General features: G+C 42.0%; 10 protein-coding genes and 1 pseudogene. 6 read left to right on the top strand and 5 right to left on the bottom strand.

Translation table 11 applies throughout. The features are described 5' to 3' along the window. Positions 1 to 19: 19 nt before the first annotated feature. The gene (locus tag ArsFIN_RS20390; RefSeq protein WP_135678377.1) at positions 20 to 2827 is read right to left on the bottom strand and encodes a dermonecrotic toxin domain-containing protein; all 2808 of its coding nucleotides are present in this window, start codon (positions 2825 to 2827) and stop codon (positions 20 to 22) included. A 230-nt stretch (positions 2828 to 3057) separates the two neighbouring features. On the opposite strand from ArsFIN_RS20390, the gene ArsFIN_RS20395 reads away from it, so the two are divergent. From ArsFIN_RS20395 to ArsFIN_RS20410, 4 genes are all read left to right on the top strand, one after another. Further along, positions 3058 to 3902, top strand: a protein-coding gene (locus ArsFIN_RS20395; RefSeq protein ID WP_135677415.1) for an IS5 family transposase whose coding sequence is annotated in 2 segments (ribosomal slippage) — positions 3058 to 3403 and positions 3403 to 3902 — 846 coding nt in all. Because the reading frame shifts where the segments join, the coding sequence is not laid out codon by codon here. Positions 3903 to 4352: 450 nt separating this feature from the next. Then, a complete protein-coding gene (locus ArsFIN_RS20400) occupies positions 4353 to 5021 on the top strand; it encodes a POTRA domain-containing protein (protein WP_135678379.1) in 669 nt (222 codons plus the stop codon). Then, complete coding sequence (locus tag ArsFIN_RS20405; RefSeq protein WP_135678381.1) at positions 4988 to 5935, top strand: ShlB/FhaC/HecB family hemolysin secretion/activation protein; 948 nt, start codon at positions 4988 to 4990, stop codon at positions 5933 to 5935. Before ArsFIN_RS20400 ends, ArsFIN_RS20405 begins: the two co-directional genes overlap by 34 nt. A 147-nt stretch (positions 5936 to 6082) precedes the next feature. After that, on the top strand, positions 6083 to 7150 hold the full coding sequence (locus tag ArsFIN_RS20410; protein WP_338023357.1) for a filamentous hemagglutinin N-terminal domain-containing protein: 1068 nt from the start codon (positions 6083 to 6085) through the stop codon (positions 7148 to 7150). A gap of 24 nt (positions 7151 to 7174) precedes the next feature. On the opposite strand, the gene ArsFIN_RS20415 is transcribed toward ArsFIN_RS20410, so the two are convergent. Further along, a protein-coding gene (locus ArsFIN_RS20415) for an IS3 family transposase (RefSeq protein ID WP_135677411.1) occupies positions 7175 to 8334 on the bottom strand; the annotation gives its coding sequence in 2 pieces (ribosomal slippage) (positions 7175 to 8055 and positions 8055 to 8334; 1161 coding nt in all). 159 nt (positions 8335 to 8493) lie between these two features. Here ArsFIN_RS20415 and ArsFIN_RS20420 point away from each other — a divergent pair. Together ArsFIN_RS20420 and ArsFIN_RS20425 are read left to right on the top strand one after the other, a co-directional pair. Further along, positions 8494 to 12006, top strand: coding sequence for a DUF637 domain-containing protein (locus tag ArsFIN_RS20420; RefSeq protein WP_167876728.1), 3513 nt, complete (start codon positions 8494 to 8496; stop codon positions 12004 to 12006). After that, complete coding sequence (locus ArsFIN_RS20425; protein WP_026824307.1) at positions 12006 to 12452, top strand: hypothetical protein; 447 nt, start codon at positions 12006 to 12008, stop codon at positions 12450 to 12452. The genes ArsFIN_RS20420 and ArsFIN_RS20425 overlap by 1 nt, the downstream gene beginning before the upstream one ends. A gap of 342 nt (positions 12453 to 12794) precedes the next feature. Here the strand turns inward: ArsFIN_RS20425 and ArsFIN_RS20430 are convergent. The 3 genes and pseudogenes from ArsFIN_RS20430 to ArsFIN_RS20440 form a co-directional block, all read right to left on the bottom strand. After that, positions 12795 to 13907: pseudogene (locus ArsFIN_RS20430) on the bottom strand (IS91 family transposase); the annotation flags it as partial. A 162-nt stretch (positions 13908 to 14069) separates the two neighbouring features. Beyond that, complete coding sequence (locus tag ArsFIN_RS20435; RefSeq protein ID WP_135678387.1) at positions 14070 to 15272, bottom strand: IS91 family transposase; 1203 nt, start codon at positions 15270 to 15272, stop codon at positions 14070 to 14072. 9 nt (positions 15273 to 15281) lie between these two features. Further along, the gene (locus tag ArsFIN_RS20440; RefSeq protein ID WP_135678389.1) at positions 15282 to 15740 is read right to left on the bottom strand and encodes a hypothetical protein; all 459 of its coding nucleotides are present in this window, start codon (positions 15738 to 15740) and stop codon (positions 15282 to 15284) included. Positions 15741 to 15742 lie beyond the last annotated feature (2 nt).

Genomic DNA, 15742 nt, shown 5'->3' on the forward strand with positions numbered 1-15742 from the left:
TTTATTGTTAGATAGTAGTTTAACATATAGTGCATTTTGATTCGGGAGGTTCAATATTTTTGATTTTATCACGATCTTCATTCATTTTATTTATTGTTCGTTTAATATTAACATTATTAATGTATTCGTTTATATTAGGAAAATCTTTGCTTACATTTTCTGATGTCATGTTAACATAGGTATCTTGGATATTTAAATTTTTAAAACTTTTCGTTTTACCTAATAAACGTAAATAATATATAACAAAACTGTCTGCGTTTCTCATTGTTGCTTTTTTTAGAGTGTTCTCATTTTCAAATAATTTATCTATAAGTTCTTCTTCAGAAAGGTTAATTTTATTTTCTTTAAAAAGTGTTTTTATTAAATAGTTCCCAGAAAAAATTTTTGATTTCTCATAAGATCTATCAACAGATTTATTAAAAATTTTAGTTAAAAAACTAGGATTTTTAAAAATATTTTTCAATCCTCTATAATATAATTCAAAGTTTGTAATTAAAGTAAGAGGAAGATGTTCATTATTAACAGTAGATAAAATCTCTGCGTTCTTAAATACTAGCCTTACATTAAAATCCTTAAGATAATAATTATCTACTATGATAAATTCTTTTAAAGAATGCATAATTTCATGTAATATGGTCAAGTGGCATGCTGCATTGTTTCTCTTGAAGAAATCTTCATATAATACGATAAAATTATATTCTCTAAAGTATTCAGCGATAGTACTCCTATCTTTGTCTTCTTTTTTATTCGCAAAATAAACTCTATTATCTATTTTTTTATAAAATTCCTCACTATTATTCTTAACCTCATTAGTTATTTTTCTGAATTCAAGAACATCTTTATCATCGTGCTTGTACAATGGGAATATATTATCCAATAATTTACGTAGTTCTTTATCTGTTTGTTTTTCCACTATTTCTTTTATTTTTATTGTTATATTATAGACATTTTCAAATCCCTTCCTAACTATTTCCACTCTTTCTTGATTTAATATTTCTGCAATTTTTAATGGATACCCTATGGGTTTTTTAATTTGTTTTGTTTTTTGATCATATAAACTTTCCACCCAAACTAGTTCTTCTTCAGAAAAATTAAAATTAGAGTTTTTTGAAATAGGATATGTGGGACTCAATAGATAACCTATTTTTCCATTTCTTCTCTGCGGAGGATTAAATTTAACAGTTAAAAACTTAAATTTGAGTTTTGGCAACTTGCTTAAAACTCCAAATAACAGGATAACCCCTAAATCAATAGCAAGACTTGTTGCAGCTTCATTACGTTCTTCTTCAGTATCGCCCTCAATCGCTTTATCTATCCTTAATCCAATTTCGCCTGATACTCCAATAAAAGTAACTACCCCAACAAGAATAGAACCCGAGAATAGCGAAACAGGAAACATTAATAGATTAAACATATTTAATCCATCAATCCAGGTATCTTTCGTGATTTCGCTATCAGATCTAATTAAGGTATCAGCATCACTATTTAATTTTTTCTGTAAATTTTCTGTCATTATTTGGAATACATCATTTGAAATAATAGTATTATTTTTATTTATATTCTTTCCGCTGTAGTCCCAGTCACCAGAACCTAATTTCTTTAATCCATTATACACTCCAGTCTTTCCAATAATGGGCACACCATCCTGATTATTATATAAAGAAAAATGTTGAGCGAATTTTATTCTTTTATCGTCATCTTTTCCTTGTTCTGCAATCCATTTCCGCATTTCCGTATCGTCATTAAAAACACGGAATGGTTGATTTTCATTAGGGTAATAAACTATGGTTTTTCCTTTATCATCGACAAACCGTAATATATCAACAGAATTATAACCATTTATGTCGATAAGATAGATGCTTACATTTGATTTAATGGGAGTGGCATTCAATTTTAATGTTGATAAATCATCAACAGTCTCCTCTAGAGGAATTTTAGGAACTGCACTTATCATGACCATTTCATAGTCATGATAAGACAGTATTCCATTGTATAATGCCTTTTTTGCGTTAGTAACAAAATTTATTCTGGCAAGTGTACAGACATCTTCTTTATGAGTTTTCCAAAAATTATCATATTGATTTTTTACTTTAGAAGGAAAGTCAATTTCCGACATAATATCTTTTAATTCTGTGGGTGTTATTTTTATTTCATTGTGCTCATCATAACTTTTTGCACTTTTGCCGTCTTTATAAAGACCATATACGCTATTGAGGTGAGAGGGTACAAGTTTATCAAAAACACCTTCGTCAAATCTTCTAAAAAGAAAATCTGTTAGTGTCCAGCATCTCAATGAACCTGTATGAGAAAAACCGGTATAGGCTCCTTTTGATATGTCACCTATAGTTCTCATTGATATGCCTAGGTCATCTCCTGAAGATAGCGCTAAGTCTGGGAATTGGTGAACGTATACCTTATCAGGGTCAATCTCGATATTTTTTTTCTCTTTAATGGATTTTTTTATTAATTCTTTTGCTAAAGAAGATAAATCCGGAAATGAATCATTGACTGATTTTTGGATATTCAGTAATTCGTTGATGGGTTTAAATGTTTTCTTGAATTGATCGCCTTCTTGTAAATTGGAAACAATATAATCTAGAGTAAATTTTCCTATTTCCTTAATGGCTAATGCAATAAAATCATAAATTGATATTTCTTTTTTTTCTTGAAAAATACCAGTGATGTCTTGAATACCAATATCTCTACGTGCTCTCGTAGTAGAACCACCATTTTTATCATTAAAATCTTTTTCTTCTGCATTGTTAATAATGTAAAGAATGGGCTCGTAATTTTTTTTATCAGACTTATTGTTATTATTTGATGTCATGGCTGTTTACCTTATTTTTATTATAAATAACTGTATTAATATACAGTTATTTGATCAATAAGTAAACATTTTTATGCAATCATTCTTACTATCTCACTATTCTTTGAAAATTTTTGAACGAAAAGGCCTTTTAAAAACCCATTGACGTCTGTGGGATTAAGTTAAGACTAGGCTGTGTCCCTTAATTGCTTGAGCTATAGTATCCATCTGTTTCTACGATACTTTGAATTATGGCTCGCTACGATCTTTCTGATGAAGCATGGGCAATCATTGAGCCCTTGTTGCCAACCGTTTTGACATCTTCGCGGGTCGGTCGGCCGTGGGCAGAACATCGCAAAATCGTCAACGGCATGTTCTGGATACTGTGTTCAGGCGCCCCATGGCGTGATTTACCTGAACGTTACGGCCCATGGAAAACCGTTTATAACCGTTTCAACAGATGGTCAAAGGATGGAACTATTAACATTATTTTCAATAAGTTGCTTTCATTTCTTGATGCTCATGAACTGGTTGACTGGTCAGCCATTGCGCTGGATGGCAGTAATATTCGTGCTCTCAAATGTGCGGCTGGTGCTCAAAAAAACATCCCGATATTACCGACGATAACAGCTTGGGTCGCTCACGAGGTGGTTATGGCACCAAAATCCACATGGCGACTGACGGAAGCGGCATCCCGCTAAACATCGTACTGAGTGCTGGGCAGGCTCACGAAAGCCTGTTCGCGCTACGACTCCTGGACGGCATTGGCGTGCAACGCCAGAACGGCAGCATGAAGCGTCGTGGTCATACGGTACTGGCTGACAAAGCCTACTCTGGGAATGCGCTACGTAACGAGTTGAAAAGAAAAGGGATGAAAACGGTTATTCCCCGAAAATCAAATGAAAAACTGGCTTCAGATGGACGCTCGCAACTTGATCGTGATGCTTATCGCCATCGCAACGTTGTGGAAAGGTGTTTTGGCCGTTTAAAGGAATATCGCCGGATCGCTACACGTTATGAAAAAACGGCAAGAAACTATCTAGCAATGGTGAAACTGGGCTGCATTCGCTTGTTTTACCGCCGATTACGCAATTAAGGGACACAGCCTAACGTCTCTGCTAACGTCAAACGCAATATCAAAAAACTGCACAAATTCCGGCAAATCACCTATTCAATCAATTTCTGGTAAACTTATTGCATTGAGTTATGCAGGAGAAAATTTTGATAAACCCAACGCCAGAACAACAAGCTGTCATTGATTGGCAAGGCGATAAGTGTAGTGGTCAACTAGAATTGAAAGATAAGAGGTGATCAGGAGCAATAACCGAGTAAAACAGTGGATCAATTTTCGGTGATCTTTGACCGGATACCTCTACTTTCTTATTCCTTATTCTATTTGTAATAAAATTGAGCGAAATTTGGTTTTTTTGTTTACAGCTTATGTTTATATTTTTTATGAAAATAAAAACAAGAGTTAGCGTTTGTGACACCCAATTATAACGTTTTTTGTTACTTACTAATCACTTCTTTTGCACAATCAGCGACAATGGATGCGACCCAACAACAGCAAAAAGCGTTATTAGATGAAGCAAATCAGCAAAGAAACGCGTTGCAAAAATCCCCTTCATTTTTAGTGCCGTTGCTGCCTCCGGTTGCAACTGATTCACATCCCGCGCCGTGTTTTACGCTTCGCACTATCCAGTTTGAAAATGCTCGTTCGCTTTCGCCATCAACCCAATCTGCGTTAAAAGCCGCTTATCTTTACCGTTGTCTTACATTGATTGACATTCAGCAACTGGTACGCGATATCACGAATACCTATATTGAAAAAGGATATGTCACGTCTCAAGCTTATTTACCGGCGCAGGATATTCGTCAGGGGACGCTACGAATTGCTGTCATGGAAGGATTGACTGAATCGGTGGAGATTGAAGGGCAACCGCTTCGTATGGTAAATATGGTTTTTCCAAACTTGACCGGTCAGGTATTAAACCTGCGGGATATTGAGCAGGGATTAGAGCAGCTTAATCGCTTGGCCTCTGCCCGTTATACGATTGATATTCAGCCTGGGATGCATCCAGGCTATTCACGGGTCTTAATTCGCCGTCAGGTCGACGGCTTGCCCGGTAAAATAAATTTCAGTGTGGATAATAGCGGCCAGAAAAGCCCCCCGAAACCAAAATGCAGGTCGGACTGGTCTTCGATACGCCTTTAGGACTGGGAGAGCAGTGGCAGGCTTCCTTATCGCGTGATGTTGATTTTAGTGCATCCAACTCTACACGGAATCTGTCTGCTAGCCTTAGTCTCCCTTATGGTTATTGGACGGGACGGTATAGTTATCTTCATAGTACGTCACCGCAATCCATGACGGTGATGAAAAAATCCTATCTTTATCTCGGGAAGAATGAAACCCATCAACTGGATGTGAACCGCACAATGTACCGTGATAGGCAGCAAAAGCTGACCTTACAAGTCGGCGGGCGCCACAAAACGGTCAAAAACACGCTTGCTGGACAAACTTTAGTGACCAGCAGTGCTACTTTTAATACCGTGTTTTCGCAAGTACAGTACAGTTCTGTCGTTGCGGGTGGTTACCTGACGGTAAATCCGGGTGTTGAATACGGTCTGTCTATCTGGGACACCACAGCCCGTCACGCCAACCGGATGGCCCCGCAAGCGGATTTCCTGAAATTCACGTTAAGCAGCAGCTATTTTACTTTGTTAACCGACAACATGAGTTATTTGACCAGTTTTTATGGTCAGATGACATCACATAACCTCTTTCTCTCAGAACGCCTATCCTTAGGTGGGCTTTATTCTGTCCGTGGTTATAAGGAGCAAACACTCAGTGGTAATCAAGGCTTTTACTGGCGCAATGAGATGAGCTACCCCGTGATACGCCAGGGAGCATTAACCGTCAATCTCACCGGCGCGGTCGATTACGGTTATTTGCATCACCAGCCTAAGTATGGAATTGAACGTGCTCATCTTCTTGGTAGTGGGGTTGGTCTCTCTGCCTCCGCCAGGCTGTTCAATACCCAGATACTGCTGGGTAAGCCGCTTTATTATCCCACTTCATTACAGCCTGACCGGTGGAGTGTTTACTGGTCTGCGGGGATTGAATGGTGATTTTGTTTTTTTCTTTTTCTTTGAAAATTGTTGGACAAACCCATGTTAACTGAGCCCCCGTCTTTTCGAATGAAAATCATCAGCTACTTGCTGACTGGCTTAACGGCATTTTACCCGCTTCATCCTGCCATTGGGGCGGGCATCAGTGTGGCGGGGAATCAGACGCAGGTGATACAGCAAGGTCAAGTGCCGGTGATTAACATTGCCACCCCGAATGCGGCGGGTGTTTCTCATAACCAGTATCAAGATTTTAATGTTGCCCCCACCGGGGCGGTGCTCAATAACGCCGTCTCGTCGGTGACATCACAACTGGCCGGACAAATGAGTGCTAACGGTAATCTTAACGGTAAATCGGCCGACCTGATTATCAATGAGGTGGTTAGCGGTAATGTGTCTAGCCTGCAGGGTAAACTGGAAGTGGCCGGACAAAAGGCAAATATCCTGATTGCTAACCCAAACGGGATTACCTGTGATGGCTGTGGTTTTATTAACTCGCCATCGGTGACCTTATCAACCGGTAAACCGGTATTTGACAAACAGGGGGCGCTTGAGGCGCTGGCGGTGAAAAAAGGTGCCGTGACCATTGGTGATAAGGGATGGGATGCAAAAGCACAGGATTATGTCGATATTCTTAGTCAGGCCACCGTGTTAAACGGAAAAATACAGGCAAAAAACCTATCATTGACGCAGGGGACGAACCGAATTGATTTAAAGCAGGGAACTATCACCCCGATAAAAGGGGATAGTCCGGCACCGAGCTTGGCCGTTGATAGCGCAGCGTTAGGGGGTATGTACGCCAACAAAATCCGTTTAGTCGCCACCGAAACTGGGGTGGGCGTCAATTTAGTGAATATCGTCACTGACCAGAGCGCGATTACGATGACGGTGAAAGGCGAAATCACGGTCAATAACGCGAATGCCAAAACGGATATCAATGTTAGCAGTCAATCCTTTATAACGCCCAAGCCGACCGACATCGTGAAGGCGGGTCGCGATATTACGCTGGCGACCGACAGGCTGAAAAACAGCGGAAAAATAACCGCTGGACAGGATATGCGTTTATTCACCGACCGTTTGACCAATATGGGTCAACAAGCCGTCATTCAAGCCCATAATCATTTATGGATACAAAAAGATGCAACGGGCAAACCCAACAGTTCTGTTTATAATCACGCCGCAACCTTAAAGACCAATACCGGTGACCTCATTGTGTAATGGTCAACAAATTCTGTAGAAGATCTAAGCGGCATTTTTTAGTTCATGATATTTTTGATGTGGCGTTAAATAACCAATCGTTGAATGGCGTCGATAATAATTGTAAAACTGAATATAATTTTCAACTTCACAGACAACAGATTGATGATTCATAAACGATAAACGGTTAAGTCTTTCTGTCTTTAAACTCCTAAAAAATCTTTCCATCACGGCATTATCGAGGCAATTACCTCGCCGACTCATGCTTTGAGTTATTTTCCGTTCAAAGAGGTGCGCCCTAAACTCCTCCGATGAATATTGGCAACCTTGATCTGAATGGAACATCAAACTTGTCGTATCCGGTAATTGCCGTTCAATTGCGTTATCTAAGGCTTCTTTCACTAATTTCGAATCCGGTTTTGTTGATAAGGCATAACCAATAATTTCTTTGGTGGCTAAATCCAACACACAGGCTAAATAGCTCCACCCATAGTGATGTCTAATATACGTGATATCCCCGACATAATAGTGATTATGCTGTTCAGGGGAAAATTGTCGTTTAAGCAAATTAGGGGCATATCGATGTTCGTTACCCGATGAGTGATAGTAGTGCTTTTTCGTTGGTCTAATTGCAACTAATTGATTTAATTTCATGATGTTCGATATTTTATAAGTGCCAATTTGGTGCCCTAAACCCTTTAACTCGGCTTGAATACGTCTTTTGCCATAAATTTGACCCGATGTATAAAAAATACGTTTGATTTCGCCACACAGTCTTTCATTTTCAACTGTCGGTATTTTCGTTTCATAATAAAAACTACTGCTGCTTACTTCAAAAAGATGGCATAACTCAGTGACCGTAAAATTGGGGTACATGATTTTCAGTTGCTTCACGATTTTGAGTTTTGATTGTCGAGGATGAAGTAAGCCGCGGCTTTTTTTAATATGTCATTATCCCTCTGAGCACGCTTAAGTTGAACTTCTAATTCTTGTATGCGCTGTTGCTCGGGTGTTAACGCTTTTGATTTTACAGGCGTATTCCCATTTAACTCGGCAAGATATTGTTGCTTCCATCGTGATACGGCAGATTTACCCGCACCGGATATTTTTTCAACTTGGATATTGCTATATCCACCTTCAACCATGAGTTTTGCATATTCCAGTTTTTGCTTTCCGCTAAAGGTTACTTTTACTTTTCGGGTCATATTTATACCTATAAGATTTTGCTTAATTATAAGCTATAAATCTCTACAGTTTTATTAGACCACTACATTGTTAGAACAAAGATGCTCAGTCTCGTTAACGGACGAGATAGACAGGTATCTGACCCCGTTTCGACACTCTCTGCCGGGCGTCATGCTTACGTGAATGCAAGCAACCTTAATAGCGAGCAAGGGCAGCTCAGCGCCGATAACAATATGATTTTAAGCGGTATATACCTCGATTTTAAAGAAGATATAAGCGCCCTGCCAGGCGCCAGAGGCGGTATTCATGCGGGGGGCAATCTGGTGGCTGATTTTTCGAAAGGCGTGAAGCTACTCGCTGAGCCCCCTCATCAGGGTGACCATAAACACGTTGCCGTCAGCGGAAAGAATGTGGTACTCAAAGGCCAATATATCCGAAACAGTATTTATGCAACAGCAAAAGATAACCTGTCTATTATTGCGGAAGATGACCTAGAAACAAGTCACGGCAAACTGGAAGCGGGTAACGATTTGTCGGTCATGGTGGTTCGTGACATTGATGCTTATCAAACTGAGTTACGGGGCAAAAACGTGAGTCTGGTCTCCCGAGAGGGACACATCCAGATGGGGACATTAGACAAATCGCGTTATTTTAATACCGATGGCGGTCGTTTGGTTCCGTCTATCACTGCGACGAATACCTTATCTCTCTCTTCCGGCAGAAACATTAGTTTGCTTGACACCTTAGTCAACAAAACCAACCATGTTTCTTTACATGCCGGACAGAATATTAAAATCGGTCAGACGCCGGAAGCTTATCAGATAGGTAGTGCACTACAAAACGCTAACGCCCTAAAAAGCGGTTTGATTAATCAGAAATATACCCTGCTCAATAAGCTTGAAGCAGCAGAAGAAATCAGCCTGGTGGCCGGCAATGATTTAATTTTACGCGGCTCACAATTAAATGCAGGTAAACACCTGATACTGCATGCAGGTCATGATATCGACATGCATGGCAAAGCATCTCCGCCGGTTCCGGCCCCTTTATTTGCCTTATCTCGCCTGTCGGAAGCGGGTACCAGGGTGACTTCCGGTGACGACCTGTCTATCTACGCAGGTCGCGATATTGTTGCCCAAGCCTCGACGTTATCTTCCCAAAAAGGCAATGTGATGGTCAATGCGGGGCGAGATATGATGTTATCGGCACAGCAATACTCGCCGGTTAACGATGCGCAAAAAAAATCGGTTTACGCCACCACCCACATTAAATCGGCAAAAAAACTGAATCTTTCCATCGGCGATAAGTTTTCAGCGTATGCATCGGATTTAACCTCAAACGGTCATCTCTTTTTAACGTCGAATGGGAACATGACCTTTAATGCCTTACAGGAATACCAAAATGAGGGGAATACTGAAAAAACCACCCAACACATCACCCAGCTTAACAGCGGCGGAAACCTGACCGTTCTCTCTAATGGCAGTATCTTGTTCCAGGCGACCAAACTGGTTGCTAAAGGCGCAATGGACATTGCGGCGAAAGGGGGATTTCTCTTCGCTCAGGCGATGGAAGAAACCTACAGATGGGAAGAAACAAAGAAAAGTTGTAACCGTTTTTTAGGGATTAAATCTTGCCGCGTTTTTGGCTCCGAAACGCAAACTCGCCAAAAAAGCAATGCCACCAATAAAGTCACCGAGTTTACCGCCGACGGCAATATCACGCTAATGGCAAGAGATGATATCACCCTCGAGGCAACTAAGGTTAATACACAAAAAAATGCCAAACTAACCAGTCAAAAAGGGAAAATTAATTTTAAAGCGGTTAACAATACGGCCTTTGAACAAACGATTACCGATAGCAAAGGCTTCTTTATTACCCATCAGGATAAAGGCTTTGCCGAAAATAAATGGGTGCTACCGAGTCTCCATTTGGGCGGTAAGCTGGTCTTAGAGGCGGCAAACGGTCTTTCAGCAGATGTAAAAGTAAAAGAAGGCCAGTCATTTGAGCAGGCGGTGGCGGTATTAAGCCATACCAAGGGATATGAGTGGCTTAATGAAATCAAAAATAACAAAAACGTAAACTGGCGGGTTGTAAAAGAAGCTTACAGCCAGTGGGATAAGAAAAGTGAACATCTCAACCCCGTGGTGAGTGCCGTGATTACGATAGCGGTGGCGGCGGCGACCTACGGCACCGCTGCAGCGGCCAATATCGGGGGACTGGTGAGTTCGGCGGTGACCAGCGCAGGTGGCTTTCCGACCACCGCGGCGATTCTCTCAGCGTCGGCGCAATCGGGCTTTTCAGCGCTTGCCGCGCAGGCCGCTGTGGCGCTAGTGGAAAACAAAGGCAACCTGTCGAAAACGTTATCTGCGCTCGGTAAAAGCGATAATGTCAAATCGCTGGTTACCAGTATGGCGATGGCAGGGGCATTTCAAGGGTTTGATATGGCGTTATACGGTAAAGCCACTGACCCCGCCATCGTCCGTTTACCGCAATTAAGTCATGGTGACTGGAGTCAGGCAGCGCAAAGGGTTGCGGGGCAAAGCGTGATTAGTGCAACGTTAGGCACGGCTATTCAAGGCGGAAGTTTTACTGATAATTTTAAAGCGGCCCTCTTAAGCCAGGTATCCGGTCAAGTCCATACCGAAGGGGCTAATTTTATTGGCACTCAGGGGGAAATACTCGGTTATCCAGGCAAAGCCCTTAGTCATGCCGTCCTTTCAGGCTTAACCGCTGAAATCAGTCGGGGAAATGTTAAGGGCGCGGTGGTGGGTGGATTAGCTGCTGAGCTGGCCGCCATTTCGTTGGGGAATAACCTGATTAACGCTGAGCAGTGGCAGAAAAAATCCGAAGCACAGGCGCAGTTAGCGCGGGCATTTGGAGGGATTGCCGGCGCAGTGTTTACGGGTCAGCCTGGAGGCGTGTACAGTGGCGCGACCGCTGCCGAGAACAGTTTTCGCTATAATTATTTATCTCATCACCAGCAGACATTAATGGAAAAAGAGCTGGCGGCAACCCCGAATGATTTTAAAAAAGCGCTGATTTCCCTGAAATGGGGATACACCTCCCTTGACCAGGATGTCAGTCTTGGGGCGGGCATGGTGTCGGGTGCGCCGGTTGGACTTTATGAGACAATAGACGGGTTAGCTAACCTGGCGAGCAACCAGAAAGAAACGTATACGGCGATAAAAGCAGTTCTGCAAAGCGATGACACATTAGGAATGATAACCGATGCGGTGAAACACTCGTATATCGCGCGTCTTGAGCGAATGGAAGCCGAATATCAAAAGGCCGGAACCGCAGGGGCATTTAACGCGGGCATTGAAGGCGGTAAAATCATTTTTGATATCGCTAGTACCCTTGCCGGGGGTGCAGGAGTCGCCAAGGGTGGCTTAAAATTGGTAGAGAAAGTCTCGGCAAAAATGGCTGGGGCTGAAAAGGTTGTTCATAAACCTCTTGGTTTGGGTTCGACGGGTCGAAGTATTCCAAGGAATTTGCAAGAGCAATTAGCACTTGAGGAAGCTATCTCTAAGTCTGGGGCGGGCAAAGTATTAGATTTTACTTTAGGAGATACAAGATGGCCTTCATCAGAGGGTTGGGTAAAAATGGCGCAAAAGATAAATGATATTGAAATTCATTATGTAAGAAATACAAAAACAGGCGCTATAGATGATTTCAAATTTAAGGAGAAAAAATAATGCTCATTAAGTGTATTTTTAATAAAGGTAAAAATATACCTTTAGAATATCGTTGCCTTTATGAAACAGATGAGACAGATTATTCATATCTAAAAATAGGTGATAAGTTTCGTGTCTATGGGATTAAATTTTTTCCGACACGAGTTGATTACTTAATTTGCAATCATTATGGAAATAGAAATCCTGATTGGATACCTGGTAACTTATTTGAAGTTATCGATCATACATTACCTAACAATTGGTCTATATGTATCACTTATTTAAATCAAGATTTTAAGCCTCTATATGACTCTTTTAAAATACATTCAATTATCAGTTATCCAAAATTAGTCACATCTATTTCTCATTATGAAGGAATTATAGAAAGAGAATATGATGATTTACTGTATTTTTTTCTTGAAAAGGAAAAGTTTGATAATCGATGTGAATACCAAAGTGAATCTTGATCCACTTAGCTAAAGTAAAAAAACGCCTGAGAGAGCATTCTAGGATGCTCAAAATCGATTCCTAATGACTACATCAAACTTAAAACTCAACATCAGCCTCTACAAAGCGATTCTGAAAACCAAGAGCTAAAATCCGGATAGCCTAAAGTAGAGAAAGCGCTTCTATACCCAATTAACTTGATGGTTAGGAAATTGAATCGCTTTTAAAGTGAGTAGCAAAAGCCATCCCTTATTGCAAAAAGGAGAGGGGATCGATTTATTGTGTTTGGTGCCAGTTAATATTTCCTCAGAGAGTGTAATTTCTAACCTGATTTCCTGATTTTAGACACATTGATCCTGCGTTTAGCTGCGTAACCATCGCTTTTTCTCCAGGTTATGCAGTCTTTCTGACAACAATTCCGTTGCTTTTTTACCCATTTGCGCCCCGGTGAAAAGCAGCCTGTCGCCACACAGAATACATTTGTACGGATCGGTACGCAGAAATCCTTTCATCAGCACAGAAAAACCTGGGTTCTCCGGTTTTTTACGCACCGTCATCTCAAGTGCCTTATACACTTTCGGCAATAGTTTTCCCCGTTTACGATTCGACAAAAAACCAGAGTAACGCACCATTTTAAAATGCCTGGTCGGAATATGGCTTATATAACGTCTAATCATCTCTTCCTGCGGTAGAGTCTGCTGCCGATGCTGGCCAGTTCGGTGGTCATGGTAGTGATGAACAACGGCACCCCCTCGGTAATGCCGCAGTTTTGACGCAGATACCGGTGGGCGTTTAAGGTAGCGACCGAGGTACTTAACACTATGCCATGCCCCTTTCGTTTTTTTAGCAAAGTGCACTTTCCAATAACGTCCGTACTGCGCCCTCAAGTAACGCCGCCAATGTTTTTTGTCACGGATATGGCCAAGACCGGGAAGACGGCCAGGGTTAATTAAATCATAACTGTGACGCAGTAGTCGGATGACAGCCCCTCGCCAGATTTCTTCGACATCCTTTTTTTTGAAAAACAGCTTTCGCCATACACTATGTTTACTATCCAAACCCCCTCGAGTGACGGAAACATGAACATGCGGATGTTGATTGAGTTGGCGGCCATAAGTATGCAAGGCACAGAAAATACCAATTTCGATACCCTGTTTGCGAGCCAACTGCAGCATAGCTCGAGTGGCTGCCCGAAACAGAGCATTAAGTAGCGGCCAGTTATTGTTAAAAAAAGGCCAAAGGAGATGTGGCATGGTGAAAGTAATGTGCTGCCAGTCACAGTCGGGTAAAATATGAATCTGCTGTGCTAACCATTGCTCGGTGGCTTTGAAACCACATGAACTGCAGGCTTTTGACTTGCAGCTTTGGCAGAAAAAACGGCTGTGAGAACAATAAGATGAAGCGCAACAATAGCGCCGGACTCCCATGGCACAAGTGCTGCAGGCAAGCATACGTTCGACAGATAGACGGGTCCATGGTTAGGAAATTGAATCGCTTTTAAAGTGAGTAGCAAAAGCCATCCCTTATTGCAAAAAGGAGATGGGGATCGATTTATTGTGTTTAGTGCCAGTTAACATTTCCTCAGAGAGTGTAATTTCTAACCTGATTTCCTTATTTTAGACACATTGATCCTGCGTTTAGCTGCGTAACCATCGCTTTTTCTCCAGGTTATGCAGTCTTTCTGACAACAATTCCGTTGCTTTTTTACCCATTTGCGCCCCGGTGAAAAGCAGCCTGTCGCCACACAGAATACATTTGTACGGATCGGTACGCAGAAATCCTTTCATCAGCACAGAAAAACCTGGGTTCTCCGGTTTTTTACGTGCCGTCATCTCAAGTGCCTTATACACTTTCGGCAATAGTTTTCCCCGTTTACGATTCGACAAAAAACCAGAGTAACGCCCCATTTTAAAATACCTGGCCGGAATATGGCTTATATAGCGTCTAATCATCTCTTCCTGCGGCAGAGTCTGCTGCCGATGCTGGCCAGTTCGGTGGTCATGGTAGTGATGAACAACGGTACCCCCTCGGTAATGCCGCAGTTTTGACGCAGATACCGGTGGGCGTTTAAGGTAGCGACCGAGGTACTTAACACTATGCCATGCCCCTTTCGTTTTTTTAGCAAAGTGCACTTTCCAATAACGTCCGTACTGCGCCCTCAAGTAACGCCGCCAATGTTTTTTGTCACGGATATGGCCAAGACCGGGAAGAAGGCCAGGGTTAATTAAATCATAACTGTGACGCAGTAGTCGGATAACAGCCCCTCGCCAGATTTCTTCGACATCCTTTTTTTTGAAAAACAGCTTTCGCCATACACTATGTTTACTATCCAAACCCCCTCGAGTGACGGAAACATGAACATGCGGATGTTGATTGAGTTGCCGGCCATAAGTATGCAAGGCACAGAAAATACCAATTTCGATACCCTGTTTGCGAGCCAACTGCAGCATAGCTCGAGTGGCTGCCCGAAACAGAGCATTAAGTAGCGGCCAGTTATTGTTAAAAAAAGGCCAAAGGAGATGTGGCATGGTGAAAGTAATGTGTTGCCAGTCGCAGTCGGGTAAAATATGAACCTGCTGTGCTAACCACTGCTCGGTGGCTTTAAAGCCACATGAACTGCAGGCTTTTGACTTACAGCTTTGGCAGAAAAAACGGCTGTGAGAACAATCAGACGAAGCGCAACAATAGCGCCGGACACCCATGGCACAAGTGCCGCAGGCAAGCATGCGCTCCACAGATAAACTCGTCCACGAACTAACGCTATCGCCGTATTTTTCGAGGAATTTATTCCAACCGTCATCAATGGTGAAAAGTAGTTTAGCAGGACGAGGGATATACATCTGACTCAATTACCTTATGGGCATCTTGCCAAAGAAACAGAAATTGTCAGATTCGTCAGCCCAGTTATCGGTGTGTTTATCCCAGGGTTCAAAGGAAACAGGGATTATTCCCAGCTCCGTATAGGTGATGAATTCATCGGCAGGCAGACTTTCAGTTATTCCCCCCTCAGTGTAGTCGTATCCAGCGTCATCGGCTTGGTCTTGGCGTTGTTCAAAACTCCTGATAATCGTGACTAGCGGCGGGTAATACTGCGTGTCGAGAAAAAATTGGGGGCCGAGTCGGACGCAGTGGCGTATGGCTTCTTTTAGGGTGTCATAAAAAAATTCAGGCGGTCTGTCATCATCATTTTCGGGTGGGAGAGAGATCATAAAACGTTTCAGATAAACAGGCGCTGTAGCACGTGAAGTGACGGGCAGCCTGCCTGATTTAACCGGTTTACGCTTTCTGGGAGATTTATTGCGAGCCATCG

Origin of the sequence: Arsenophonus nasoniae (assembly GCF_004768525.1) — a bacterium.
GTDB classification, from domain to species: domain Bacteria; phylum Pseudomonadota; class Gammaproteobacteria; order Enterobacterales; family Enterobacteriaceae; genus Arsenophonus; species Arsenophonus nasoniae.